Annotated in this window: 27 protein-coding genes; 11 read left to right on the top strand and 16 right to left on the bottom strand. The window is 73.0% G+C overall.

All coding sequences use genetic code 11. The features are described from left to right. Positions 1-13: 13 nt before the first annotated feature. Together N555_RS0111945 and N555_RS0111940 are read right to left on the bottom strand one after the other, a co-directional pair. Positions 14-643 carry a TetR/AcrR family transcriptional regulator gene (locus N555_RS0111945; RefSeq protein ID WP_051683979.1) on the bottom strand — a complete coding sequence of 210 codons (630 nt, stop codon included), beginning with the start codon at positions 641-643 and terminating at the stop codon, positions 14-16. 36 nt (positions 644-679) lie between these two features. Beyond that, the gene (locus N555_RS0111940) at positions 680-1,993 is read right to left on the bottom strand and encodes a cytochrome P450 (protein ID WP_029431719.1); all 1,314 of its coding nucleotides are present in this window, start codon (positions 1,991-1,993) and stop codon (positions 680-682) included. A 109-nt stretch (positions 1,994-2,102) separates the two neighbouring features. Here N555_RS0111940 and N555_RS28315 point away from each other — a divergent pair, with 109 nt between their 5' ends. After that, complete coding sequence (locus tag N555_RS28315) at positions 2,103-2,300, top strand: ferredoxin (RefSeq protein WP_029431718.1); 198 nt, start codon at positions 2,103-2,105, stop codon at positions 2,298-2,300. Positions 2,301-2,306: 6 nt separating this feature from the next. On the opposite strand, the gene N555_RS0111930 is transcribed toward N555_RS28315, so the two are convergent. After that, a complete protein-coding gene (locus N555_RS0111930; RefSeq protein ID WP_029431717.1) occupies positions 2,307-3,152 on the bottom strand; it encodes a TIGR03620 family F420-dependent LLM class oxidoreductase in 846 nt (281 codons plus the stop codon). A 57-nt stretch (positions 3,153-3,209) separates the two neighbouring features. On the opposite strand from N555_RS0111930, the gene N555_RS0111925 reads away from it, so the two are divergent. Continuing rightward, the gene (locus tag N555_RS0111925) at positions 3,210-4,151 is read left to right on the top strand and encodes an alpha/beta fold hydrolase (RefSeq protein WP_156036326.1); all 942 of its coding nucleotides are present in this window, start codon (positions 3,210-3,212) and stop codon (positions 4,149-4,151) included. 23 nt (positions 4,152-4,174) lie between these two features. Next, positions 4,175-4,567 (top strand): nuclear transport factor 2 family protein, encoded by a 393-nt coding sequence (locus tag N555_RS26830; RefSeq protein WP_051683977.1) that lies wholly within the window; start codon positions 4,175-4,177, stop codon positions 4,565-4,567. On the opposite strand, the gene N555_RS0111915 is transcribed toward N555_RS26830, so the two are convergent. Continuing rightward, positions 4,564-4,875 carry a hypothetical protein gene (locus N555_RS0111915; RefSeq protein ID WP_029431714.1) on the bottom strand — a complete coding sequence of 104 codons (312 nt, stop codon included), beginning with the start codon at positions 4,873-4,875 and terminating at the stop codon, positions 4,564-4,566. The two genes, N555_RS26830 and N555_RS0111915, sit on opposite strands and share 4 nt — an antisense overlap. Before the next feature lie 145 nt (positions 4,876-5,020). Here N555_RS0111915 and N555_RS0111910 point away from each other — a divergent pair, with 145 nt between their 5' ends. Then, on the top strand, positions 5,021-5,239 hold the full coding sequence (locus tag N555_RS0111910; RefSeq protein ID WP_029431713.1) for a hypothetical protein: 219 nt from the start codon (positions 5,021-5,023) through the stop codon (positions 5,237-5,239). A gap of 7 nt (positions 5,240-5,246) precedes the next feature. On the opposite strand, the gene N555_RS0111905 is transcribed toward N555_RS0111910, so the two are convergent. Together N555_RS0111905 and N555_RS0111900 are read right to left on the bottom strand one after the other, a co-directional pair. Beyond that, positions 5,247-6,713, bottom strand: coding sequence for a protein adenylyltransferase SelO (locus tag N555_RS0111905; RefSeq protein ID WP_029431712.1), 1,467 nt, complete (start codon positions 6,711-6,713; stop codon positions 5,247-5,249). 51 nt (positions 6,714-6,764) lie between these two features. Continuing rightward, positions 6,765-7,331 (bottom strand): TetR/AcrR family transcriptional regulator, encoded by a 567-nt coding sequence (locus tag N555_RS0111900; RefSeq protein ID WP_051683976.1) that lies wholly within the window; start codon positions 7,329-7,331, stop codon positions 6,765-6,767. 162 nt (positions 7,332-7,493) lie between these two features. Between N555_RS0111900 and N555_RS0111895 the strand changes: the two genes are divergently transcribed. Both N555_RS0111895 and N555_RS0111890 read left to right on the top strand, forming a co-directional pair. Next, entirely contained in the window at positions 7,494-8,918 is a 1,425-nt protein-coding gene (locus tag N555_RS0111895) for an MFS transporter (protein ID WP_034509873.1), read from the top strand. Between the two features lie 114 nt (positions 8,919-9,032). After that, on the top strand, positions 9,033-9,614 hold the full coding sequence (locus N555_RS0111890) for a gamma carbonic anhydrase family protein (RefSeq protein WP_029431709.1): 582 nt from the start codon (positions 9,033-9,035) through the stop codon (positions 9,612-9,614). A 120-nt stretch (positions 9,615-9,734) separates the two neighbouring features. Here the strand turns inward: N555_RS0111890 and N555_RS0111885 are convergent, their stop codons facing one another. The 4 genes from N555_RS0111885 to N555_RS28310 all read right to left on the bottom strand — a co-directional run bounded on the left by N555_RS0111885 (position 9,735) and on the right by N555_RS28310 (position 13,826). Further along, positions 9,735-10,493 carry a succinate dehydrogenase/fumarate reductase iron-sulfur subunit gene (locus N555_RS0111885; protein WP_029431708.1) on the bottom strand — a complete coding sequence of 253 codons (759 nt, stop codon included), beginning with the start codon at positions 10,491-10,493 and terminating at the stop codon, positions 9,735-9,737. Beyond that, positions 10,490-12,289, bottom strand: coding sequence for a fumarate reductase/succinate dehydrogenase flavoprotein subunit (locus N555_RS0111880; protein ID WP_197028975.1), 1,800 nt, complete (start codon positions 12,287-12,289; stop codon positions 10,490-10,492). Before N555_RS0111880 ends, N555_RS0111885 begins: the two co-directional genes overlap by 4 nt. Beyond that, on the bottom strand, positions 12,289-13,119 hold the full coding sequence (locus N555_RS0111875; RefSeq protein WP_029431706.1) for a hypothetical protein: 831 nt from the start codon (positions 13,117-13,119) through the stop codon (positions 12,289-12,291). The genes N555_RS0111880 and N555_RS0111875 overlap by 1 nt, the downstream gene beginning before the upstream one ends. Before the next feature lie 233 nt (positions 13,120-13,352). Next, positions 13,353-13,826 (bottom strand): hypothetical protein, encoded by a 474-nt coding sequence (locus N555_RS28310; RefSeq protein ID WP_051683975.1) that lies wholly within the window; start codon positions 13,824-13,826, stop codon positions 13,353-13,355. Between the two features lie 141 nt (positions 13,827-13,967). On the opposite strand from N555_RS28310, the gene N555_RS0111865 reads away from it, so the two are divergent. Both N555_RS0111865 and N555_RS0111860 read left to right on the top strand, forming a co-directional pair. Then, positions 13,968-14,285: a hypothetical protein gene (locus N555_RS0111865; RefSeq protein ID WP_029431704.1), complete on the top strand. Its 318-nt coding sequence runs from the start codon at positions 13,968-13,970 to the stop codon at positions 14,283-14,285. A 408-nt stretch (positions 14,286-14,693) separates the two neighbouring features. Next, positions 14,694-15,065, top strand: coding sequence for a nuclear transport factor 2 family protein (locus N555_RS0111860; protein WP_029431703.1), 372 nt, complete (start codon positions 14,694-14,696; stop codon positions 15,063-15,065). A 118-nt stretch (positions 15,066-15,183) separates the two neighbouring features. Here N555_RS0111860 and N555_RS0111855 read toward each other — a convergent pair whose 3' ends face one another. After that, positions 15,184-15,798 carry a TasA family protein gene (locus tag N555_RS0111855; protein ID WP_034509870.1) on the bottom strand — a complete coding sequence of 205 codons (615 nt, stop codon included), beginning with the start codon at positions 15,796-15,798 and terminating at the stop codon, positions 15,184-15,186. 156 nt (positions 15,799-15,954) lie between these two features. Between N555_RS0111855 and N555_RS0111850 the strand changes: the two genes are divergently transcribed. Further along, a complete protein-coding gene (locus N555_RS0111850; RefSeq protein ID WP_029431701.1) occupies positions 15,955-16,848 on the top strand; it encodes a DUF1028 domain-containing protein in 894 nt (297 codons plus the stop codon). A gap of 3 nt (positions 16,849-16,851) precedes the next feature. Here the strand turns inward: N555_RS0111850 and N555_RS0111845 are convergent, their stop codons facing one another. Together N555_RS0111845 and N555_RS0111840 are read right to left on the bottom strand one after the other, a co-directional pair. Then, positions 16,852-17,394 carry a PaaI family thioesterase gene (locus tag N555_RS0111845; protein ID WP_029431700.1) on the bottom strand — a complete coding sequence of 181 codons (543 nt, stop codon included), beginning with the start codon at positions 17,392-17,394 and terminating at the stop codon, positions 16,852-16,854. Then, complete coding sequence (locus N555_RS0111840) at positions 17,384-17,890, bottom strand: winged helix-turn-helix transcriptional regulator (RefSeq protein ID WP_231502710.1); 507 nt, start codon at positions 17,888-17,890, stop codon at positions 17,384-17,386. Before N555_RS0111840 ends, N555_RS0111845 begins: the two co-directional genes overlap by 11 nt. Positions 17,891-17,968: 78 nt before the next feature. On the opposite strand from N555_RS0111840, the gene N555_RS0111835 reads away from it, so the two are divergent. After that, positions 17,969-19,168, top strand: a complete 1,200-nt coding sequence (locus N555_RS0111835; RefSeq protein WP_029431698.1) for a thiolase family protein — start codon at positions 17,969-17,971, stop codon at positions 19,166-19,168. Positions 19,169-19,320: 152 nt separating this feature from the next. On the opposite strand, the gene N555_RS0111830 is transcribed toward N555_RS0111835, so the two are convergent. From N555_RS0111830 to N555_RS0111820, 3 genes are all read right to left on the bottom strand, one after another. After that, complete coding sequence (locus N555_RS0111830; protein WP_029431697.1) at positions 19,321-20,094, bottom strand: succinate dehydrogenase/fumarate reductase iron-sulfur subunit; 774 nt, start codon at positions 20,092-20,094, stop codon at positions 19,321-19,323. Between the two features lie 76 nt (positions 20,095-20,170). Continuing rightward, positions 20,171-22,117 carry a fumarate reductase/succinate dehydrogenase flavoprotein subunit gene (locus tag N555_RS0111825; RefSeq protein WP_029431696.1) on the bottom strand — a complete coding sequence of 649 codons (1,947 nt, stop codon included), beginning with the start codon at positions 22,115-22,117 and terminating at the stop codon, positions 20,171-20,173. Positions 22,118-22,144: 27 nt separating this feature from the next. After that, positions 22,145-22,852 (bottom strand): succinate dehydrogenase cytochrome b subunit, encoded by a 708-nt coding sequence (locus N555_RS0111820; RefSeq protein WP_029431695.1) that lies wholly within the window; start codon positions 22,850-22,852, stop codon positions 22,145-22,147. 188 nt (positions 22,853-23,040) lie between these two features. Between N555_RS0111820 and N555_RS0111815 the strand changes: the two genes are divergently transcribed. Next, positions 23,041-23,649: a sulfite oxidase-like oxidoreductase gene (locus N555_RS0111815; RefSeq protein ID WP_029431694.1), complete on the top strand. Its 609-nt coding sequence runs from the start codon at positions 23,041-23,043 to the stop codon at positions 23,647-23,649. The last annotated feature ends 1 nt before the right edge of the window (position 23,650 follow it).

Here is a 23,650-nt window from a genome sequence, read left to right as displayed (position 1 = left end):
CGCGCCCCCCGGGTCACTCCGGTGCGCTCGGGCGGTCGAGGCCGCCCGAGAGCTCCGTCAGGGTCCGCTCCAGCCCGCCGCGCAGGTCCCTGAGCGAGGGGACGACGCCCTCGCGGGCGGTCTCCAGCCACTGGTCCAGCGTGACCCGCAGCCCCGCCAGAGCGATCGCGGCGCACAGTCGCGGGTAGCCGTCGTCCTCCGCGGCGTCCACCCGTTCGGCGATGGCCTCGGCGAGCGCCGACTCCTGCGCCGCCAGGGCGGCGAGGAGCTGCGGGACCAGGGACCGCTCGCCGCGGATCACCACCAGGGCGGTGATGTGGTCCTGCCCGTCTCCCGACGCCCGGTCGAGCACGACGAGTGCCGCCTCGTGCAGCGCCCGGAGCACCGACTCGCTGCGCGGCCGCACCCGGAACTCGGCCACGAAGGCGCGGAAGTCGCCCGCGGCGCCGGCGACGACCGCCTCCTCCTTGCTGGAGAAGTAGTTGAAGAACGTGCGCAGGGCGATGTCGGCCTCGGCGGTGATCTGCTCCAGCGTCACCCGCTCGACGCCGTCGCGGAGAGCGAGCCGGATCGCCGCATCGCGGATCGCGGCCCGCGTCGCGGTCTTCTTCCGCTCCCGCCGCCCGGCCGCCTCGTTCTCCACGGCGACCTGTGTACCAACCGCCACGTCAGCTGCCTGTCATGCCCAGGTCACCGGCAGGGAGCGCACGCCGAAGAGGAGCATCTCGTTCTTCACGGGGACCTCCTCCACCGGCACGGCCAGGCGCAGTTCGGGCAGCTGCTCGAACAGCACCTGCAGGCCGATGCTCATCTCGATCCGCGCCAGCTGCTGACCCAGGCACTGGTGCACGCCGTGGCCGAACGTCAGGTGCGGCGGTCGCGGGCGGGTCACGTCCAGCTGGTCGGGGTGGTCGAAGTGCGCCGGGTCCCGGTTGGCCTCCGGGGCGGCGAGCATGACGGTCGCGCCCTTGGGGATGTCGACCCCGGCCAGGGTGACGTCGTCCATGGCGATCCGGGTGACGCCGAGCTGGATGATGCTCAGGTAGCGCAGCAGCTCCTCGACGGCGTTGTCGAACAGCGTCGGGTCCGCCCGCAGCGCGGCGAGCTGCTCGGGGTGGGACAGCAACGCCAGCGCACCCAGCCCGAGCATGTTCGCCGTCGTCTCGTGGCCGGCGCCGAGCAGCGTGAGGGAGATGTCGATCAGCTCGGAGTCGGTCAGCGCCGGGTCGCTGACCTGGATCAGCCCCGAGATGAGGTCGTCGCCGGGGGTGGCCCGCTTCTGTGCGACCAGCTTGCCCATGAAGGCGTACTGCCCGGCGGCCGAGGCCGCCTTCTCCTCGTCGCTGGCGAGCACGTTGGTGCTCACGGACGTGTACTCCTGGAACTCCTCCCGGTCGGCGTAGTCGACGCCGAGCAGCTCGCAGATCATCAGCGAGGGGATGGGCATCGCGAAGGCCGGGACGAGGTCGGCCCCGGTTCCGGCGGCCTGCATCGCCTCGATGTGCTCCGCGGCGATCTCCCGCACCCGGGACTCCAGCTGCTTCATGCGGCGCACGGTGAACTGGCCGGTGAGCAGCCGGCGCAGCCGGGTGTGCTCGGGCGGGTCCATGAAGATGAAGTAGCCGTCGGTGCGCGGCGGCGCGTCCTCGAACGGGATCACCGGGCACACGCCCCGCCCGGCCGCCTCCTTGCCCAGGGCCGCGACCTCCTCGGGCTGCATCGCGGTGACGTCGCGGTTGCGGAACTTGTCGGCGCTGAACCGCTGGTCGGCGAGCACGGCCCGGCCCTCGTCGAAGCCGGTCACCAGGTACACGGTCAGGCCGTTGGTCAGCGAGATCGGCTGCACCGGCCCCTGCCCGCGCCGGGCGAGCAGCCCCGGAGCCGGGTCGAACGGGCAGCCGGGCGGGTGCTCCACCATGTCGGCCTCGAGCGGGCGGCGCATCTCGATCAGGTGCGGCTCGACGGTGCTCGTCTGCGTGTCGTCGGTGGTCATCGGGGTGTCCTCTTCTCCGGGCCGTCGGACGTCGAGGAGGACGCTAGTCTGGTCATGCACGCCGTGCATAGATGCACGACGTGCATCGAATGAGAGACGAGGAGCTGCCGTGATCGTCGAGACCGACCGGGGCCGGTGCATCGGCGCCGGTCAGTGCGTGCTCAACGCCCCCGACCTGTTCGACCAGGACGAGGACGAGGGGCTGGTCCTCCTCCTGGAGCCGTCGCCCGCACCCGGGCAGGAGGCCGCCGCCCGGGCGGCCGCGGTGGCCTGCCCGGCGTCGGTGATCACGCTCCGCGAGGGCTGACCCGGGTCAGCGGACGGTCGCCAGCTCCCGGTAGGCGCCCGCGTCGTGGGACCGCGGACCCAGGACCTGCAGGCAGACGTGGTCGGCCCCGGCGTCGCGGTGTTCCCGGACCCGCGCCGCGATCGCATCGACGTCCCCGATGGCCACGATCGCGTCGACGAGGCGGTCGCTGCCACCGCCGGCGAGGTCGTCCTCGGTGAAGCCCGAGCGGAGCCAGTTGTTCGTGTAGTTGGGCAGGCCCAGGTACGGCGCCAGCGCCTCGCGGGCCGTCTCCCGCCCGGTCGCTACGTCGGACGTGAGGACGACGGGCAGCTCCGGCGCGACGAGCCGGCCGGGACCCACCCCGGCCCGTGCGGCGGCCGTGTTGGCCACGGTCACGTGGTACGGGTGCGTGCCGGCCGTGCGCTCGGCGGCCAGGGCGAGCATCTTCGGGCCCAGCGCACCGAGCACCCGGCGCTCCGGCGGCAGCGGGTCGGTCTGCGCGTCCAGGCCGTCCAGGAACGAGCGCATCGTCGCCACGGGGCGCCGGTAGGTCTGGTCGGTGAGGTTGTCCACCAGCGGCGCGTGGCTGATGCCCAGGCCCACCAGCAGCCGGCCCGGCCAGCGCTCCTCGGTCCGGTGCCAGCCCGCGGTCACCGACTCGGCCGTCTCCATCCAGATGTTGACGATCCCGATGCCGATGGTGATCCGGTCGGTGGCGGCCAGGACCTGCTCGATCTGGTCGAAGACGCCGGGCCGGATCCCTCCCGCCATCCACAGCACGTCGTAGCCGGCGTCCTCCACTGCGCGGGGCAGGTCGGCGGTGCCCTCCGGGAGATGGGAGAGCCACACGCCGCGGGGTCCGATGTCCATGCGGCAATCCTCTCGCACCCCTTCCGGTAGGTCATCCCGGCCGTGTACTCATCGGTCATGCCCAGCCGTAGCGTGGACCGCCGGATCGACGTCGGCGGGGGAGCCCAGCTCGCCGTCACCATCTACGTGCCGGACACGGTGCGCAGCGACGCCGTCCTCTTCCTCTTCCCGGGCGGCGGCTACGGCCGGCGCTACTTCGACCTGGACCTCGACGGCCACCCCGGCCACAGCCAGGCCCGGTGGCACGCCGACCGCGGGCAGCTCACCGTCACCGTCGACCACCTCGGCGTCGGCGACAGCACCGTGCCCGGGCACCCGCTGGGCTTCGCCGAGGTGGCGTCGGCCGGCGACACCGCCGTCCGCGCGGTGCTGGAGCAGGTGCGTGCCGGAGACCTGGATCCCGACCTGCCCGCGGCGCCCGGGGCGGTGGCGGTCGGCGCCGGCCAGTCGATGGGCGGCCACATCGTGGTCTGGACGCAGGCCGCCCACGGCACCTTCGCCGCGGTCGGCGCACTGGGCAGCAGCTTCACCCAGACCCGGCTGACGGGGCGGCCGGGGAGCCGGCCGGCGTTCCGCGGGGACGGGATGGACGCTGTGTACGCGGCGATGGGCGACGTCGACTTCGTCGCCAGCTTCCACTGGCCCGAGGAGCCGCCAGAGCTCGTCGCCGCCGACATGGACGCCGAGCACCTCGCGCCCTGGCGGTCGGCGACCGTGCCGGACTGCGCCGTCGAGCTCATGGAGCCCTTCGCGGTCGCCCGGCAGGCGGCGGCGGTCCGCGTGCCGGTCCTGCTGGTCTACGGCGAGCAGGACGTCACCGTCGAGCCCCTGGCCGACCTCGGGGTCTTCCGCTCGGCGCCGGACCTGTCGCTGCTGCTGGTCCCGCGCAGTGCCCACATGCACAACTTCGCCCCGACCCGGCACCGGGTGTGGGCCCGGCTGGAGTCCTTCGCCGACTCGGTGCTCTCCCAGCGCCTGCTGGCGACCCGCGAGGGCTGAGCGCGCCGCCGCGAGGTGCGAGCATGCCGGCCGTGCCCTCTCTCGCCGACGACCGTGACGCCATCCGCGACCTCTACGCCCGGTACGTGCTGTCCCTCGACACGGGGGACGCGGCGACCTTCGCCTCGCTCTACGCCGAGGACGGCGTCTTCGTCGGTGGCGGCACCGGTGGGGACGACGTCGTCGGCCGGGAGGCGCTCCTGGAGTTCGCGGCCGGTCTCGCGGTCGGGTCCACGCACCGGCTGTCGCTGAACCACGTCATCGACGTGGACGGCGACACCGCCGGGTGCCGGTCCTCGATCGTGGTGCTGGCCGGCACCGCCGTGGTCAGCGCCGGCCGGGTGCACGACGAGTTCCGCCGGGTGGACGGCGCCTGGCGGATCGCCCGGCGCACGTTCACCCCCGACCCGTCCTAGGCGGCGAGCCGGTGGTGGTGGCAGCGGCCGCCGCCGGTGGCGCGGGCGGCGCAGGGGGTGCCGGCCTTGGTGAGACCGCCGTTGTCCCCGCAGCGGGCCGGGGTGGCCGGCGCGGCAGCGGTCACCGAGCGCAGGAACGGCAGGACGACGCCCGGGACCTCCGGAGCGGGGGTCTCGATCGGCGCCGGGGCGGGCGTGGCGGAGGCCGCGGTGTGCTGCTCCCGCTCGGCACGGCGGTGCAGCACGGTCGCGGCCGACAGGCCGGCGGCGAAGGCGGTCAGGGCGGTGGCGAGGTGGCTGGCGCGCATGCCCTCCTCATCGGCAGGGCACCGGCCGGTTGGGAAGGGCCGGGCCGCGGGGACCGGCGGGGCGGGTGGGACGCGGTGGACGGATCGGTCCGCCACGCCCGCCCGCGTCCCGGGACGCGCCGGTGACCGGTGTCACCGTCGTCCCATGCACGAGCACCGCATCTCCACCGCCGGCACCCCGTCCGCCGAGGACGCCCACCGCCTCCGCTACCTGCACCTCGTGGCCGCCGCCCGCGCCGCCGCTCTCTGCCCGACCGACGAGCAGCAGGTCGCCGACGTCGTCCGGGTGACCGTGGACGACGAGGTGGACACCACGACCTTCCGCGCGATCGTCACCGAGGTCTCGCGCGACGTCCTCCGCTGAGGGTCGGTCAGGTGCCGCAGAAGGTCCGGTAGGCGGCGCCGAACTCCTCCGGCGCGGGCGCCGCGTAGCGCTCCAGGCCCTCCCGCTGCTCGAACGGGCGGGTCACCGCGGTGAGCAGCCGGCCCAGCGGCTCGAGGTCGCCGGCCGTCGCTGCGTCGAGGGCCTCCTCGACGAGGTGGTTGCGCGGGATGTAGACGGGGTTGACCCGGTCCATCGCGTCGCCGTCCGGCGCGAGGGCGCGCCACCGTTGGGCCCAGGCGTCGAAGCCGGCCAGGTCGAGGAACAGGTTGCGCGCGGGGTCGGCGTCGCCGCGGGCCGCCGAGCCCAGGGCCCGGAAGAACGTCGTGTGGTCGACGTGCCCCGCCTGCAGCAGCGCCAGGAGGTCGTCGGCGAGCGCGGTCGTCGCCTCGTCGTCCAGACCCTCGGGCAGGCCCAGCTTGGCGCGCATGCCGGCGGCCCAGGCGGCGCCGTACCGCGGGCGGAAGCCCTTGAGCGCCTCGACGGCGATCTCGACCGCCCGCTCCTGCTCGTCGGCGAAGAGCGGCAGCAGGGCCTCGGCGAGCCGGGCGAGGTTCCACTCGATGACCAGCGGCTGGTTGCCGAACCGGTAGCGGCCGCCCGAGTCGATCGAGCTGTAGACCGTGTCCGGGTCGACGGCCTCCATGAACGCGCACGGCCCGTAGTCGATGGTCTCGCCGGAGATGGTGGTGTTGTCGGTGTTCATCACGCCGTGGATGAAGCCGACGAGCATCCACTGCGCGACGAGCGATGCCTGCGCGGCGACGACGGCCTCGTACAGCGCCAGGTACCGGTTGTCGGCGGAAGCCGCCGCCGGATGGTGCCGCTCGATCGCCATGTCGGCCAGCCGGCGGAGCAGGTCGACGTCCCCGGTGGACCGGGCGAACTGGAAGCTGCCGACCCGCAGGTGGCTGCTCGCGATCCGCGCCAACACCGCCCCCGGGAGGGCGGTCTCCCGGTAGACCGGCCGGCCGGTCGCCACCACCGCCAGCGCGCGGGTCGTGGGGCTGCCGAGCGCGTGCATGGCCTCGCTGATCACGTACTCGCGCAGCATCGGGCCGACGGCGGCGAACCCGTCGCCACCCCGGGAGAAGGGGGTCGGTCCGGACCCCTTGAGGTGCAGGTCGTGCAGCTGGCCGTCGGGTCCGGTCAGCTCGCCGAGCAGCAGCGCCCGCCCGTCGCCCAGGCGCGGGTTGTACCCGCCGAACTGGTGGCCCGCGTAGGCCTGCGCCACCGGGTGCGCTCCGTCGGGGACGGCGTCCCCGACGAGGAGGCGCACGCCCTCGCCGCTGCGCAGCGAGTCCGGGTCGAGCCCGAGCTCGGCCGCCAGCGGCTCGTTGAGCACGAGCAGCCGGGGGTCCGGCGCCTCCTCGGCCTGCCAGGGGAGCGCCATCTCCGGCAGCTCGCGGGCGAACCGGTCGCCGAGGGAGACGGTCGACGGCGGGGCGGTGGTCACCTGCTCGACGGTACGACGGGCGGTCGCTCCCGCGCGTCCCGAGCGGTCGGTTCAGGAGGCGGGGGAGTCCACCAGTGCCTGGATCGCGGCGCCGTAGAGGTCGATGACCCGCTCGCGGCCGACGGTGGCCAGCAACTCCTCGCCCACGGTGGGCCAGGCCTGCATGAGCCCGCCGACCTGCGCTCCGATGAGCTCGGCGCGGGCGGCGACGCACGGGCCGGTCAGCAGGGCGGTCAGCCCGTCGATGAAGGTCGACCGGGCGGCCTGCCGCAGGCTGTCGCGGACCCCGTCGTGGTCCGACGCCCGGACCATCGCCGCGTAGGCGCGCCGCTCGCGGTCCCGCGCGGGGTCGAGGGCGTGCTCGACGAGCCGCCGGCCCAGGGTCTCCAGCGGGCCGTCGAGCTCGGGCCCGGCGCCGCGGTTGCCGCCGACCACTTCGACGAACAACTGCTCCTTGGACCCGAAGTGGCGGATCACCAGCGCGGGATCGACCCCGGCGGCCGCCGCGATCGCCCGGACGGACGTGGCGGCGAAACCGCGCTCCTCGAACAGCGCGAGCGCGCTCGCCGCGATGGCGCTCCGGGTGGTGGCACCCGCGCCGGTCGCTGTGATGGTCACCTCATCACGGTCGCACACCTGTCAACGTCGTTGACAAGGCGTTGGTCAACGGCGTTGACTACGCGGTAGTAGTTGCTCCGAGCAACGAGTCTTGGCCCCCGGCGACGCTGCCGGTCCCGCCGTTCCACCGTTCAGCCCAGCGTCCGAGGAGCTCTCTTCCGCATGACCACCCAGACCCTCGCCGTCCCCGCCCCCACCACCGAGCCCGCGGCACGCACCTGGCCGTGGTTGCTGTTCGTCGGGCTGGGGGCCCTCGTCGTGTCCCTCGCCCAGTCGCTGCTCATCCCGGTGCTGGCGACGCTGCCCGCGACGCTGGACACCTCGGCGGACACCGTCCAGTGGCTGCTCACCTCGACGCTGCTCGTGGCCGCCGTCTCGGTCCCGCTGTTCGGCCGGCTGGGCGACATGTTCGGTCCGCGCCGGATGCTGCTGGTCGCCATCGGGGCACTCGTCGTCGGCTCGGTCGTCACCGCGACCAGCACGAACGTCGCGGTGCTGATCGCCGGCCGGGCGATCCAGGGCGTCTCGGCCGCGGCCATCCCGCTCGGCATCGGGCTGCTGAGCTCCCTGCTCCCGCGCGAGCGGTCCGGCAGCGCGATCGCGCTCATCAGCGCCATGCTCGGGGTCGGCGGTGCGCTCGGGCTGCCCTTCGCGGGGATCATCGCCGAGCACTTCGACTTCCACGTGCTGTTCTGGATCACCGGCGCGGCCGCGGCGATGGCCTTCGCCGGCATCTGGCTCGCCGTGCCGGAGAGCCCGTTCCGCAGCGGTGGCCGGGTCGACGTCATCGGCGCCGTCCTGCTGGCCGGCACCCTCGTCTCGCTGCTGCTCCCGCTCGCGGAGGGCTCGGACTGGGGCTGGAGCTCGGGGAAGACGATCGGGCTGCTCGCGCTCGCGGTCGTCCTGCTGGTCGCCTTCGGCTGGTCGCAGACCCGGATCGCGTCGCCGCTGGTCGATCTCTCGACCCTGCGTCGTCGTCCCCTCGTGCTGACCAACATCGCCACGCTGTTCTTCGGCTTCGCGCTGTTCGCCTCGCTGATCGGCACCGCCTCCTACGTCCAGGCGCCCGTGTCCAGCGGCTACGGCTTCGGCTCGTCGATCGTCGTCGGCGGCCTGGCGATGCTGCCCGGTGGCCTCTGCATGCTGCTGTTCGCCCCGGTCTCCGCGCGCCTCATCGCCTGGCGGGGCGCGAACCAGGTGCTCGCGGTGGGCGGCGTCATCGTGGCGCTCGGCTGGCTGGGGCGCATCGTGTTCACCGGTTCGCTGACCCAGGTGGTGCTCGGCGCGACCGTGGTGGGCATCGGCACCAGCATCGGCTACGCGTCGATGCCGGCGTTGATCAACCAGTTCACGCCGCGCGAGGAGATCGCCGCCGCCAACGGCCTCAACATGCTCATCCGGTCCCTGGGCAGCTCGCTGGCCAGCGCCGTCGGTGGGAGCCTGCTGGCCGCCATCACGATCTCGGTCGGTGCCTACGCGCTGCCCTCGCTGACCGCCTACCGGGTGCTGTTCGTCATCTGCGCGCTCGCCGCGCTGGCCGCCGCCACCGCCGCGCTGTTCATCCCCTCCCGCCCCGAGCAGGACTGATCGCGCCGAAGACCCTTCCCGACCCGGTGTGATCCACGCCACTCTGCTCCCGGGTCGGGGAGCGGCACGGTGCCGGCGCGGGGGCGCGCCCGACGACCGGACCGGGAGCGCGACATGGACAGGGACAACTACATCGCGGAGCTGCCGTACGGCAGGCCCGACATCGACGAGGAGGCGTTCGTCGCGCCGACGGCGGTGGTCGTCGGCGCCGTCACCCTCGGGCCCCGGTCGAGCATCTGGTACGGCTCGGTGGCCCGAGCCGACGAGGAGCAGATCGTGATCGGCGCCGACTCGAACGTGCAGGACGGGTGCGCGCTGCACTCGGACCCGGGCTTCCCGCTGGTGGTCGGCCGCGGGGTCACCGTCGGCCACCGGGTGGTGCTGCACGGCGCCCGCATCGACGACGACGTCCTCGTCGGCATGGGCAGCATCGTGATGAACGGCGCGCAGATCGGCGGCGCCTCGATCGTGGCGGCGGGCGCGGTGGTCACCCCGGGCACCCAGGTCCCACCGTGGTCGGTCGTGGCGGGGGTCCCGGCGCGGGTGGTCCGGGCCGCCACCGAGGAGGACCTCGCCCACATCCGCGGCAACGCCGAGAGCTACACCCGCCGGCTGGCGGCCGCCCGGCGGGTCCGCCCCGTGGTCCGCCGTCCGCTGCCCGCGGCCGGGTTGGTCGCCGGCGACGGGATGTACTGACGCCTCGGGTGCGGGGGACGGTGGCCACGCGGGGCCGCCGGGTGCAGACCGTCACCGCGCAGCGGTCCCGTCGCGACGCACCGCGACAGGAGCGCTGGAGGGTGACACCGAGGTGGCTCCTCAGTCCTCCGCGCGCCGCCGGCGGATCTTCGAGCCGAGCCAGGTGAGCGGGTCGTACCGGCGGTCCACCACCCGTTCCTTCAGCGGGATGATCCCGTTGTCGGTGAGGTGGATCCCCTCCGGGCAGACCTCGCTGCAGCACTTGGTGATGTTGCAGTAGCCGAGCCCGAACTCGTCCTGTGCCACGGACCGGCGGTCGACGTCGTCCAGCGGGTGCATGTCGAGCTCGGCCAGCCGGATGAGGAAGCGCGGACCGGCGAAGACGGCCTTGTTCTCCTCGTGGTCGCGGATCACGTGGCAGGTGTCCTGGCAGAGGAAGCACTCGATGCACTTGCGGAACTCCTGCGAGCGCTCGACGTCGACCTGCTGCATCCGGTGACTGCCGTCGGCCTCCCGCGCCCGGGGCGTGAAGGCCGGGATCTGCGCCGCCTTCTCGTAGTTGTAGGAGACGTCGGTGACCAGGTCGCGGATCACCGGGAACGTCCGGAGCGGCGTCACCGTCACCGTCTCGTCCTCGGCGAACGTGCCCATCCGGGTCATGCACATCAGCCGGGGGCGGCCGTTGATCTCCGCGCTGCAGGACCCGCACTTGCCGGCCTTGCAGTTCCACCGGACGGCGAGGTCGCCTGCCTGGGTGGCCTGCAGCCGGTGGACGATGTCGAGCACGACCTCGCCCTCGTTCACCTCGACCGTGAAGGTCTGCAGGTCCCCGCCGCCGGCGTCGCCGCGCCACACCCGGAACGTCCCGTCATAGCTCATGCCGGCACCTCCTCGAACACCTCGGCGAGGTCGGCCGGCATCTCGGGCAGCGGTTGGCGGGTGAGCGCCACCGAGCCGTCCGGTGCCCGGGAGCAGATGAGGTTCGTCTTCCCCCACTCCGGCACCGGCCCCGGGAAGTCGTCGCGGGTGTGCCCGCCGCGGCTCTCCTGCCGCTCCAGGGCCGCCTTCGCGATGCACTCGCTGACCAGCAGCATGTGCGGCAGGTCCAGCGCGAGGTGCCAGCCCGGGTTGTACTGCCGGTGGCCCTCCACCGAGAGGTTGGCGACCCGCTCCTTCAGCGCCGCGATCCGCGCCAGCGCCTGCTCCATCTCGGCCTCGGTACGGATGATCCCGACCAGGTCGTGCATCGTCTGCTGCAGGTCGTGCTGCACGGTGTACGGGTTCTCGCCGCCCTCCCGTTCGAAGGGTGCGAGCGCCGCCCGCGCGGCGTCGGCCAGGGCGTCGTCCGGCAGCGGGGCCCGGTCCGGGTGGCCCGCGGCGTGCTCGGCGGCCGCGAGCCCGGCCCGCCGTCCGAACACCAGGAGGTCGGACAGGGAGTTGCCGCCGAGCCGGTTCGACCCGTGCATGCCGCCGGCCACCTCGCCGGCGGCGAACAGCCCTGGCACGCGGGCGGCCTCGCTGTCGGGGTCCACCTCCACGCCGCCCATCACGTAGTGGCAGGTCGGCCCGACCTCCATCGCCTCGGCGGTGATGTCGACCTCCGCCAGCTCCTTGAACTGGTGGTACATCGAGGGCAGCCGCTTGCGGATGTACTCCGGCGTCCGGCGCGAGGCGATGTCGAGGAAGACGCCACCGTGCGGCGTCCCACGGCCGGCCTTCACCTCGCTGTTGATGGCCCGGGCGACCTCGTCGCGGGGGAGCAGCTCCGGCGGCCGCCGGTTGTTCTTCTTGTCCTCGTACCAGCGGTCGGCCTCGTCCTCGGTCTCCGCGGTCTCCTTGCGGAAGAAGTCCGGGATGTAGTCGAACATGAACCGGTTGCCGGCCGAGTTCTTCAGGATCCCGCCGTCGCCGCGGACGCTCTCGGTCACGAGGATCCCGCGCACCGACGGCGGCCAGACCATCCCCGTCGGGTGGAACTGGACGAACTCCATGTTCACCAGCGTCGCCCCGGCCTGCAGTGCCAGCGAGTGCCCGTCGCCGGTGTACTCCCACGAGTTCGAGGTGACCTTGTAGGACTTGCCGATGCCGCCGGTGGCCAGCACGACCGACGGGGCCGACCAGGCGACGAACCGGCCGGACTCGCGCCAGTAGCCGAAGGCGCCGGTCACGCCGTTCTCGTCGGTGAGCAGGCGGGTGACCGTGCACTCCATGTAGACGTCGATGCCGAGCGCAACGGTGCGCTGCTGCAGGGTGCGGATCAGCTCCAGCCCCGTGCGGTCCCCGACGTGGGCGAGCCGCGCGTACCGGTGGCCGCCGAAGTCGCGCTGGCTGATCAGCCCGTCGGGGGTGCGGTCGAACAGCGCGCCCCAGTCCTCGAGCTCGCGGACCCGGTCCGGGGCCTCCTGCGCGTGTAGCTGCGCCATCCGCCAGTGGTTGAGCATCTTCCCGCCGCGCATGGTGTCCCGGAAGTGCACCCGCCAGTTGTCCTCCGGGTAGAGGTTCGCCATCGCCGCGGCGATGCCGCCCTCGGCCATGACGGTGTGCGCCTTGCCCAGCAGCGACTTGCACACCACCGCCGTCCGCGCGCCGCGCTCGTGCGCCTCGATCGCCGCCCGCAGGCCGGCACCGCCGGCCCCCACCACGACGACGTCGTACTCGTGCCGCTCGAGCTCCATCAGAAGAACCTCAGATCCGAGATCGTGTCGGTCGCCAGCAGCAGGACGTAGAAGTCGGCGAACGCGACGCCGAAGAGGGAGATCCAGGCGAACTTCATGTGGTGGGCGTTGAGCTTCGAGACGACGGTCCAGAAGCGGTACCGCAGCGGATGTCGCGAGAAGGAGTTGAGCCGGCCGCCGACGATGTGCCGGCAGGAGTGGCAGGACAGCGAGTAGAGCCACAGGAGCGTCGCGTTCGCCAGCAGCACCAGCGTGCCGAGCCCCATGTGCCCCCACGCGCCGGTCTCGTCGCGGAAGGCGAAGACGGCGTCGTAGGTCAGGATCAGGTTGAAGACCAGGCCCGCGTAGAAGAAGTACCGGTGGATGTTCTGCCCGAGCAGCGGCAGGCGGGTCTCCCCCGTGTAGCGGCGGTGCGGCTCGCCGACCGCGCAGGCCGGCGGGGAGAGCCAGAACGACCGGTAGTAGGCCTTGCGGTAGTAGTAGCAGGTCAGCCGGAAGCCCAGCGGCACGACCAGGATGTAGATGGCCGGCGAGATCCAGGACGGCCCGGTGAACAGCTCCGGGAAGGTGTCGCCCTCGCAGTCGGTGGTGATGCAGGGCGAGTAGAACGGCGAGATGTAGGGCTCGGAGAAGTAGTTCGCGTTCTGGAACGCCCGCACCGTCGAGTAGGCGATGAAGAGCACCAGGACCGTGACGGTGATCAGCGGCTGCAGCCACCAACGGTCGGTGCGCAGGGTGCGGGCCGCGATGGCGGCGCGGCGGGGCGGGGTCTCGGAGGTCCCGCGCCCGGGGGTGACCGCCCCGGTTCTGCGCGGAGCGGTCGCGGTCACGGCCGGCAGTGCGGCGATGTCCGCCGCGGCGCCCCGGGGACGCGGCGGGGATGAGCCCCGGCGTCCGCCTCCAACGACATGTCGTCCATGAGCGCCTCCAGCAACGTTGCTGACGCGCCGCCGCGTGGCGGTGGGGCGCAGTCGACCACGGAGGCGGGCCGGAGGGGAAGGGGTTGCGGGAGTGGCGGCCGGCGGGCCCCGGCGCCGCCCGGAGGCGGGCGCCGGGGGCACTGCTACCGGGTGTGCTCGGTGGCCGGCTCGTCCGCGGTCCGCTCGGTGAAGGCGGAGAAGGTCTGCGCGACCGGGTCCTCGTCCTCGGCGGCGGCGTTCACGGGCACGGGGCCGGCCGTGTTGCCCGGGTCCTCCGTCGCCGGCTCGTCGCCGGAGCGCCCGCGCATGGCCGAGAAGGTCTGCACCACGACCTCCTCGTCGTCCTCCATCGGGAACGACCCGGTGACGGTGGGACCGCTCGCCGAGCCACCCCCGGACCCGGCGGTGCTCCCGCCGGCCTTCTGGACCAGCCCGTCCACGGTGCCCTGCAGCGGCGCCGGCAGGCTGTCGCGCACCTTGCCGACGGCGTCCTGGACCTCCGGGCGGCCGGACAGCCGGGCCGCGGCCTGCTGGATCTGCTCGTACCGTGCGTGCCCTGCGCGGGAGCCGAGCACGTAGCCCGCGCCCAGACCGAGTGCGAACGACAGCTTGCCCATGAGTCAGCTCCTGTTCCGGCCCTGCGGCCGTCGATGTCCTGATCCCCATCGCCCTACCCCTCCTGGCGGAGGTGAACCCGCAGGTCGCGACCCGCGTGCGGGGTCGTTGACGCCGGGCGGTCGGCGGGTCACGCTCGGCCCATGACGGTCGTCCCGTTCCCCGCCGGCAGGTGGACCTGGGAGAGCGCGCGCGGGTCCAGTCGCGCCGTCCGAGTCTCGCCCCACGCGGACGCCGGCCTGCTGGCGGTCAGCTTCTGGCGGGAGGACCGCTGCGCAGGCAGCGTCCACCTCACCCCCGAGGAGGCCGCGTCCCTGGTCGGCCGGTTGTCCGCGGCGCTGGCCGGGATGGTGCAGCCGCCTGGCGCCGACGAGGTGGGCGGGGAGTCGGTCGAGCAGCGGCTGGTCTCCGTCGAGCAGCGCCTGCGGGCTCTCGAGGGGACGCCGGAACCGCCGGCCTGAGGGTCAGGACCAGTCGATCCCGGCGGCCAGGACGCGCAGCCGGACGCCGAGCGCCGGGTCGACCGACGCCGCCCAGGCCACCCGGCCCAGGACGTGGTCGCGGAACGTCTCCGGGTCGCGGTCGCGGACCTGGGTCCGCCAGCCCCGCGTGGCGCAGTTGTGCGGCAGGGCCCGCAGGGCGTCCCGCTCGGGCCGCGGCAGCGTGGGGTGCGCGTTGACGACGGTGCCGTCACCCGATCGGCGAAGCGGTCACCGGCCAGGCCCGGCCCCCGCTGAACGGGACCGGATCGCACCGGTCGCCCGGCCCGTCCCGCCGCGCACCGGGGCACCGTAGAGGGACCCGCGTGGAGGACAGGCAGCTCAACCGGCGGCGTTGACATCTCCGCGCCGTCGGCGGAACCCTCGGGCATGACCGATGACCTGCGTGAGGACCTGCTCGGCCTCGAGCGCCGCGGGTGGGACGCGCTCTGCGACGGCTCGGCCGCCGACTTCTACGGCCAGACGATGACCCCGGGCGGGGTCATGGTGCTGGCGAACGGCGCGGTGATGTCGAGGGACGAGGTGGTGACCGCGCTCGCCGGGTCGCCGGCCTGGGCGTCCTACGAGCTGGCCGACGTCATGGTCGTCCCCGTGGGCACCGACGGCGCGGCGATGGTCTACACCGGGCGGGCCTGGCGGGAGGCGGGTGGCGAGCCGTTCGTCTGCGCCATGACCAGCACCTACGTCCGGACGCCTGACGGGTGGCGACTGGCGCTCTACACCCAGACGCCGGTGGGCTGAGGGACCGGCCGGGGACGCGGCGACGCCCCCCGCTCCCGGGTCAGGGGGAGCGGGGGGCGTCGTCATCACCTGCCCCCTCCGTCGACACCCCGCGGTCGGCGGGGCGGGGGCAGGCGGGTCAGCGAGCGGTGCCGTCGGTCTGGACGCCGGTGAAGGTCAGTCCGAGCGTGGCGCTCTTGTCCTGGAAGGCGGTCCCGGCCGACGACGGCAGGGACACGGTGACGACCAGGTGGTCGATCCCGCCCGGCTGCAGGCTGGCGACGCCCGGGAGCGCGGCGTCCATGACGGCCCGACCCGAGTAGAGGGTCGTCGGGCCGGCGCAGGTGTAGGTCGGCGCCGACGCGGTGCCGCCCTGGGTCCAGGCCACCGGGCAGGAGCGGACGGACAGCTGGAGGCCGTTGGCGGCGTCGGTGGTCAGCACGCTGGCGGCGCTCGCCGTGGAGGCCAGGCTGACCCGGCCCAGCGGCGAGGTGCCGTCGTTGACGAGGTCCACGGCGCGGGTCATCGAGTCGCCCGGCACGAAGTTCGCCGTGGTCGCCGGGATGGTGGCGCCCCGCTGGCTCACGTCGATCGAGACGGTGCCGCTCGAGACGCCGGTGGAGAGCGGGGTGGTGCTGTCGGTGAACGTGCCGAACGTGCCCAGGCCGGCCACGGCGGCGGCTGCGGCCATGACGCCCAGCGAGCCGAGCACCTGGGTGCGGCGGCGGGCGACGACGCTGCGGGAAGACGTCATCAGGAGTTCCTCCGGTGGGTTCGCGACGGGCTGTTTCCGCCGACAGGGAGGACTCTCGGCCCCGAACCGCACGCCACCCGCCGCGCTCCCGCAAGGTCTCCGCAAGAACCCGGCCGGGGGTTTGCAGGGGACGCCGGGGCGGGCAGGCCGGACCGCGTGACCTACTCGATCGTCGCCCGGGACACCACGACCGGGGAGATGGGCGTCGCCACCCAGTCGCAGGCCTTCGCCGTCGGCAGCGGTGTCCCGTTCGCGCTGCCCGGCCAGGGCGTCATCGCCAGCCAGTCGATGGGTGAGCCGATGTACGGCCAGATCGGGCTGGACCTGCTGCGCGGCGGGTTCACCGCCCAGGAGGTGCTCACGGCGCTGCGCAGCGTGGACCCGAACCCCGAACTCCGGCAGGTCGCCGTCCTCGCCGTCACCGGCGACCTGGCGGCCTACACCGGTGAGGCCTGCGTGGCCGACGGCGGGCACATGGTGGGGGAGGGCTGCGTCGCGCTGGGCAACATGGTGGCCGGGCCGCAGGTGTGGGAGTCGATGGTCGCCACCTTCGAGACCTCCGAGGGACCCCTGGCCCACCGGCTGCTCCTCGCGCTGCACGCGGGGGAGGACTCCGGCGGTGACCTGCGCGGGCGGCGCTCGGCGGCCGTGTTCGTGGTGCGCGCGAGCACGACCGGCCGCCCGTGGCGGGACACGGTCGTGGACCTGCGGGTCGACGACTCCGACGACCCCGTGGCCGAGCTCGACGCACTGGTGGTCCGGCTGAGCCGCTACCAGGACGTCGTCCGTGCCTTCCAGCAGGCCATCGGCGGCGACCCGGTCACCGCCGACCGCGTGCTCGAGGAGCTGCGGCTGCCGGACCCGCACACGGAGCCCGACCACGTGCTGTGGCGGGCCGTGGTGGCGGGCCTGGCCGGGCGGGAGGACGCCGCCCGGGCCCTGCTGACCGAGCTGGCCGGCGTGGCACCGCAGTTCGTCGAGGTGGGACGGCGGTTCGGCTCCGCCGGCCTCGTCGACCCGGACCTCATGGCCCGGATCCTGCCCGGGTAAAGGTCAGGCCGGGATCGGGAAGACCAGCAGGGAGCTCGAGGCCGTGGCCACGCTGCGCCCGGCCGCGTCGAAGACCTCGCCCTCGGCGAAGGCCACGCGCCGGCCCGGCTTGACCACCCGGCCGACCGCGCGCAGCGGCCCGCTCTCGGCGGTCACGGGGCGCAGGTAGGTCACCTTGATCTCGATCGAGGTGTACCCGGTGCCCTGCGGCAGCGTGGAGTGGACGGCGCACCCGGCCACGGTGTCCAGCAGCGTGCACACCAGCCCGCCGTGGACGACGCCGATCGGGTTGTAGGCCGACTCGTCGACGGTGCAGGAGAACTCGACGCGGCCCGCCTCGACGGCGATCATGCCGAACTGCATCAGCTGCGCGATCGGCGGCGGGGCGAGGACGCCGTCGCGTATCGCCTCGAGGGCCTCCAGCCCGGACCGCCCCATCGAGGCGGCCGCGGTGAGCAGCGGGTCGTACCAGGTGACGGTGCGCGACCGCGGCTCGCCCCAGGCGGCGGGTACCTCGTCGGTGGCCGGGGTCAGGTCAGTGCTCATGGTCGTGCTCCTCGTCGGCAGGCAGGCCGGACAGCACCCGGCCGGCGGGGGTGAGCTCGCGCGTGACCCGGGAGCCGATCGCCGGCTCGCCGCAGGTGCGGCAGATCCACTCCGCGTCGACCGGGTGCTCCGCGTGGCCCGCGGGGGCGTGCTTGAGCAGGACGGGAGGCTCGTCCGCGACCCACTTGTCGCCCCACTGCAGCAGCGCCTGCAGGACCGGCAGCAGGTCCCGGCCGGCCGCCGTCAGGTGGTAGCCGGACCGGGGCGGGGCGTCGCTGTAGGCGCGCTTCTCCAGCACCCCGGCGGCGACCAGGGAGTTGAGCCGTGCGGTCAGCCGGTCGCGGGGTGCGCCGGTGCCGCGGGCGATGTCGCTGAAGCGGTGGCTGCCCCACGCGACCTCGCGGATGACCAGCAGCGACCAGCGCTCCCCGACCAGCTCCAGGGAGGCGGCGATCGAGCAGGCGCCACGGGGCAGGGGGAACGGAACGGCGGTCACCCCCATAGGTTTGCATATCAAACCGAGGCGCGCTAGCTTCCGATGGTCAGTTCGATCGTCAAACTCAGGAGGCCCGTCATGCGTGACGCGGTGATCGTGGAGGCCGTCCGCACGCCGGTCGGCAAGGGCAAGCCCGGCGGCTCGCTGTCGGGGGTGCACCCGGCCGATCTGCTCGCCGGGGTGCTGGAGAGCGTGGTCGACCGCGCCGGCATCGACCCGGCGGTCGTCGACGACGTGATCGTCGGGTGCGTGTCGCAGTCGGGGGAGCAGGCGGCCAACATCGCCCGTCGCGCGCTCCTGGGGGCGGGCTTCCCGGAGCACGTCCCCGGGACGACGGTCGACCGGCAGTGCGGCAGCAGCCAGCAGGCGGTGCACTTCGCTGCACAGGGCGTGATCGCCGGCTCCTACGACATCGCCGTGGTGGGCGGTGTCGAGTCGATGAGCCGGGTGCCCATGGGCAGCGCGGCGCGGGGCGTCGAGGACGTGATGGGGGAGCGGTACGCCGCGCGCTACCCGGAGGGTGGCGTGAGCCAGGGCGTGGCCGCCGAGCTGATCGCTGCCAAGTGGGGCCTGTCCCGGTCGCAGCTGGACGGATACGCCGCCCGCAGCCACGCCCGCGCCGCCGAGGCGTGGCGCGCCGGCCTGTTCGCCGACCAGGTCGTGCCGGTCAAGGCCCGGCAGGCCGACGGGTCGCTCGCGCTGGTGGGCACCGACGAGACCGTGCGACCGGGCACCGACGTCGAGACCCTCGCGGGCCTGCGGCCGGCCTTCGCCGACGACGCGGTCGCCGCCCGCTTCCCGCAGATCACCGACTGGCGCGTCACCGCGGGCAACAGCAGCCCGCTCAACGACGGCGCCGCGGCACTCCTGGTCATGACCAGCGAGAAGGCGCGCGAGCTGGGCCTCACGCCGCGGGCGCGGATCCACACCATGACCGTCGTCGGCGACGACCCGCAGATGATGCTCACCGCGGTCATCCCGGCGACGGAGAAGGCGCTGCGCCGGGCCGGCCTGTCCATCGACGACATCGACCTGTTCGAGGTCAACGAGGCGTTCGCCTCCGTCGTCCTCGCGTGGCAGGCCGAGACGGGCGTGACCACCGACAAGGTGAACGTGCACGGCGGCGGCATCTCGATCGGGCACCCGCTGGGGGCCAGCGGCGCCCGGATCATGACGACGCTGGTCGACGCGCTGCACCAGCGCGGTGCCCGCTACGGGCTGCAGACGATGTGCGAGGCCGGCGGACTGGCCAACGCCACGATCCTCGAGCGCCTCTGACCCCTGACCCCCGAGGCATAGGAAGCAATACCCACGTCTCCCGTCCCAGGACGTGCGCATAGCTTCCTATGCCTCGCCCAGGGCCGGTGCGGACGACGGAGGGCGGGGACCCCGAGTGGGTTCCCCGCCCTCCGGCGTGGGTGGTGCTGGACCTAGCTCTTGGGGCGCGTCCCCGCGCGCAGGGCGCCGAGCAGGTCGTGGTTGAGCCGCGAGATGGTCTCCATCGAGATGCCCTTCGGGCAGGACGCGGAGCACTCGCCGATGTTGGTGCAGCCGCCGAAGCCCTCGGCGTCCTGCTGGGCCACCATGTTCACCACGCGGTCGTTGCGCTCCGGCTGGCCCTGCGGCAGCAGCCCCAGGTGGGTCACCTTGGCCGCGGTGAACAGCATCGACGACGCGTTCGGGCAGGCCGCGACACAGGCGCCGCAGCCGATGCAGGTCGCCGCGTCGAAGGCGAAGTCGGCGTCCTTCTTCGGCACCGGCGTCGCGTGGGCCTCGGGGGCGGTCCCGGTCGGGACGCTGATGTAGCCGCCGGCCTGGATGATCCGGTCGAAGGACCGCCGGTCGACCGCGAGGTCCTTGATCACCGGGAAGGCCGACGCGCGCCACGGCTCGACGTCGATCGTGTCGCCGTCCTTGAACGACCGCATGTGCAGCTGGCACGTGGTGGTCTGGACCGCGCCGTCGTGCAGGCCGTTGCCGTGCGCCCGCCCGTTGATCATGACGCCGCACATGCCACAGATGCCCTCGCGGCAGTCGTGGTCGAACGCGACCGGGTCCTCGCCGTCCATGATCAGCTGCTCGTTGAGCACGTCGAGCATCTCGAGGAAGGACATGTCCGGCGAGACGTCGTTCAGCTTGTAGCTGACCATCTTGCCCGCGGACCTCGCGTCCGGCTGGCGCCAGACCCGCAGCGTGATCCGCATGGTGCGCTCCTGGTGGGGCGCCGTGGTGGCCCGGGTCGGGTCCTCGGTCATCGTCATCGCTGGCTCCGCTGGTTCGTCACTTGTAAGAGCGCTGGGCGAGGTGGACGTACTCGTAGTTGAGGTCCTCGCGGTGCAGCACCGGGCCGGTGCCCTGCGGCGTCCACTCCCAGGCGGCCACGTAGGCGAAGTTCTCGTCGTCGCGCAGCGCCTCGCCCTCGGGGGTCTGGCTCTCGGCCCGGAAGTGCCCGCCGCAGCTCTCGTTCCGGTGCAGGGCGTCGATGCACATGAGCTCGGCGAGCTCGATGAAGTCGGCGACCCGGCCGGCGTGCTCCAGGTTCTGGTTGAACGAGCCCCAGGTGCCCAGGACCTTCACGTTGGTCCAGAACTCCTGGCGGATCCCCTGGATGCGGTCGATGGCCTTGCGCAGACCCTCGTCCGTGCGCTCCATGCCGCAGTAGTCCCACATGAGCTGCCCGAGCTCGCGGTGGAAGGACGCGACGCTGCGGGTGCCCTGGATGGACAGCAGCTGCTGGATCTGGTCGGTGACGCCCTGGACGGCCTCCTGGGCGGCCGGGTGGCTGTCGTCGACCTTCGGGAAGGGCCCGTCGGCGAGGTACTCGGTGATGGTCGACGGCAGCACGAAGTAGCCGTCGGCCAGGCCCTGCATGAGGGCGCTGGCGCCGAGCCGGTTGGCGCCGTGGTCGGAGAAGTTGGCCTCGCCGATCACGAACATGCCGGGGATCGTCGACTGCAGGTCGTAGTCGACCCACAGGCCGCCCATCGTGTAGTGGACGGCGGGGTAGATCCGCATCGGCGTCGCGTAGGGGTCCTCGCCCGTGATCTGGGCGTACATGTCGAAGAGGTTGCCGTACTTGGCCTCGACGGCGGCCCGGCCCAGGCGCTGGATGGCCTCGGCGAAGTCCAGGTACACGCCCAGCCCGCCGGGGCCGACGCCGCGGCCCTCGTCGCAGGCCTGCTTGGCCGCGCGGGAGGCGATGTCGCGGGGCACGAGGTTGCCGAACGCCGGGTAGCGCCGCTCGAGGAAGTAGTCGCGCTCCTCCTCGGGGATCTGCCGGGCGTCGCGGGTGTCGCCGCGCTCCTTCGGCACCCACACCCGGCCGTCGTTGCGCAGCGACTCGCTCATCAGCGTGAGCTTCGACTGGTACTCGCCGTGCACCGGGATGCAGGTCGGGTGGATCTGCGTGTAGCAGGGGTTGGCGAAGTACGCGCCGCGCTTGTGCGCCCGCCAGATCGCCGTGGTGTTCGAGCCCTTGGCGTTGGTGGAGAGGTAGAAGACGTTGCCGTACCCACCCGAGGCGATGACCACGGCGTCGGCGTAGTGCGTGCTCAGCTCGCCGGTGACGAGGTCGCGGGCGACGATCCCGCGGGCGCGGCCGTCGACGATGATCAGGTCGAGCATCTCGGTGCGCGCGAACTGCTCGACGTTGCCGGCCGCCATCTGCCGCTCGAGGGCCTGGTAGGCGCCGTACAGCAGCTGCTGACCCGTCTGGCCCCGGGCGTAGAAGGTCCGGGAGACCTGGGTGCCACCGAAGGAGCGGTTGTCGAGCAGGCCGCCGTACTCGCGGGCGAAGGGCACGCCCTGGGCCACGGCCTGGTCGATGATGTTGACGCTGACCTCGGCGAGGCGGTGCACGTTGTTCTCGCGCGAGCGGAAGTCGCCGCCCTTGACCGTGTCGTAGAACAGCCGGTGCACGGAGTCGCCGTCGTTGCGGTAGTTCTTCGCGGCGTTGATGCCGCCCTGCGCCGCGACGCTGTGCGCGCGGCGGGGGCTGTCCTGGTACCAGAACGACTTGACCTTGTAGCCGGCCTCGCCGAGCGTGGCGGCGGCCGAGCCGCCGGCCAGGCCGGTGCCGACGACGATGATCGTCATCTTGCGGCGGTTGGCCGGGTTGACCAGCCGGCCGCGGAAGCGTCGCTCGCTCCAGCGCTCGCCGATCGGGACGTCCGTGGGCGCCTTGGTGTCGGCGATCGGGTCGCCGACGCTGAAGAGGTCGAGAGGCATGCCGGTGGCTTCCTTAGTCATGGAGACTCAGTCGATCAGGCCGAAGAGGACGGCGAAGGGCGTGAGCAGGAACCCGACGGTGATCACCGTGGCGATCGCCGTCGCGGCGTAGTTCACGGTGACCTCGCGACGCCGGTTGCTCTGCCCGAGGGTCTGCGTGGCGCTCCAGATGCCGTGCCGCAGGTGCATGCCCAGCAGGATCAGCGCGATCGCGTACCAGATGGTGACGACGGGGTTCTGGAAGCTGGCGAGCACGCGGTCGTACGGCGTGCCCGCGTGGCCCTCCTTGTTCACCGCGCCGAAGGTGAGGTCGAGCAGGTGCCAGATGATGAAGGCGGCGATGATCACGCCGCCCCAGCGCATCGTGCGGGAGGCGTAGCTCTGGGCCACGGCCTTCTTCGTCACGTACCCGTGCGGCCGGGCTCGCTTGGCCTGCCGCCACAGGGAGACGGCCGCCCAGATGTGGGCGCCGACGGCGACCAGCAGGACGATCCGGATGATCCACAGCGTGGTCGCGCCCGGCAGTGCCGGGTTGCCGATCGTGCGGAGCCACTCCGAGTAGTGGTTGAAGTCCTCGCGGCCGGCGAAGGCCTTGAGGTTCCCGATCATGTGCGCGATCAGGTACAGCACCAGGATGATGCCGCTGACCGCCATCACCGCCTTCTTGAAGACCGAACTGGTCTTCGCGGCCTTGGGCGCCCTGCGCTGGCCCGACTCCGTCGTCACCGTCACCACGAGCACGAAGGTAGGTCCAGTGCCCCATTGCGGCCAGGTAAACACACGGTGACTCAGCTCATGTAAGGCTGCCCTAATCCCTGCTCCACGCGGAGAATCGGTGCGCCGGTGTCCGAATCGTGACCCTTCCGACCATGCGGGAGGCTGGCGTCCGGCACCGCGAGGCGAACGACGAGAGGACGACGACCGTGACCGGACCCACCCGCGGCTTCCTGGGCCGCCGCCGGGAGCGCGATCCGCGGCTCCCCCCGGGCCAGTACGACGCCGGCAAGGACTGGCCGGTGCTCACCGCCGAGCCCACGCCGCGGATCAGCCCCGAGACGTGGAGCATCACGGTCGACGGCCGGGTCGAGCATCCGACCACCTGGGACTGGGACGAGGCGCACGCGCTGCCGCGGGCCGAGTACCGCGGCGACATCCACTGCGTGACCACGTGGTCGAAGTTCGGCACCTGGTTCGCCGGGATCAGCGTGGACACCCTGCTGGAGGCCGCCCGCCCGACCGCCGAGGCGCACTTCGTCATGGCGACGTCCAAGACCGGCTACACGACCAACCTCCCCCTGGCCGACGTCACCGGCGGCAAGGCGTGGGTGGTCTGGGAGTACGAGGGCGGCCCGCTGCCGATCGAGCACGGTGGCCCGGTCCGGCTGCTGGTGCCGCACCTCTACTTCTGGAAGAGCGCCAAGTGGGTCACCCGGCTCACGCTGATGGAGCGCGACCAGCCGGGCTTCTGGGAGCAGAACGGGTACCACGACCGTGGCGACCCGTGGCTCGAGCAGCGCTACCAGGGCGACTGAG

Source organism: Blastococcus sp. URHD0036 (assembly GCF_000701365.1).
Lineage (GTDB): Bacteria > Actinomycetota > Actinomycetes > Mycobacteriales > Geodermatophilaceae > Trujillonella.
Note: the sequence above shows the minus strand (reverse complement) of the source record. Positions and strands in the feature narration are given on the sequence as shown.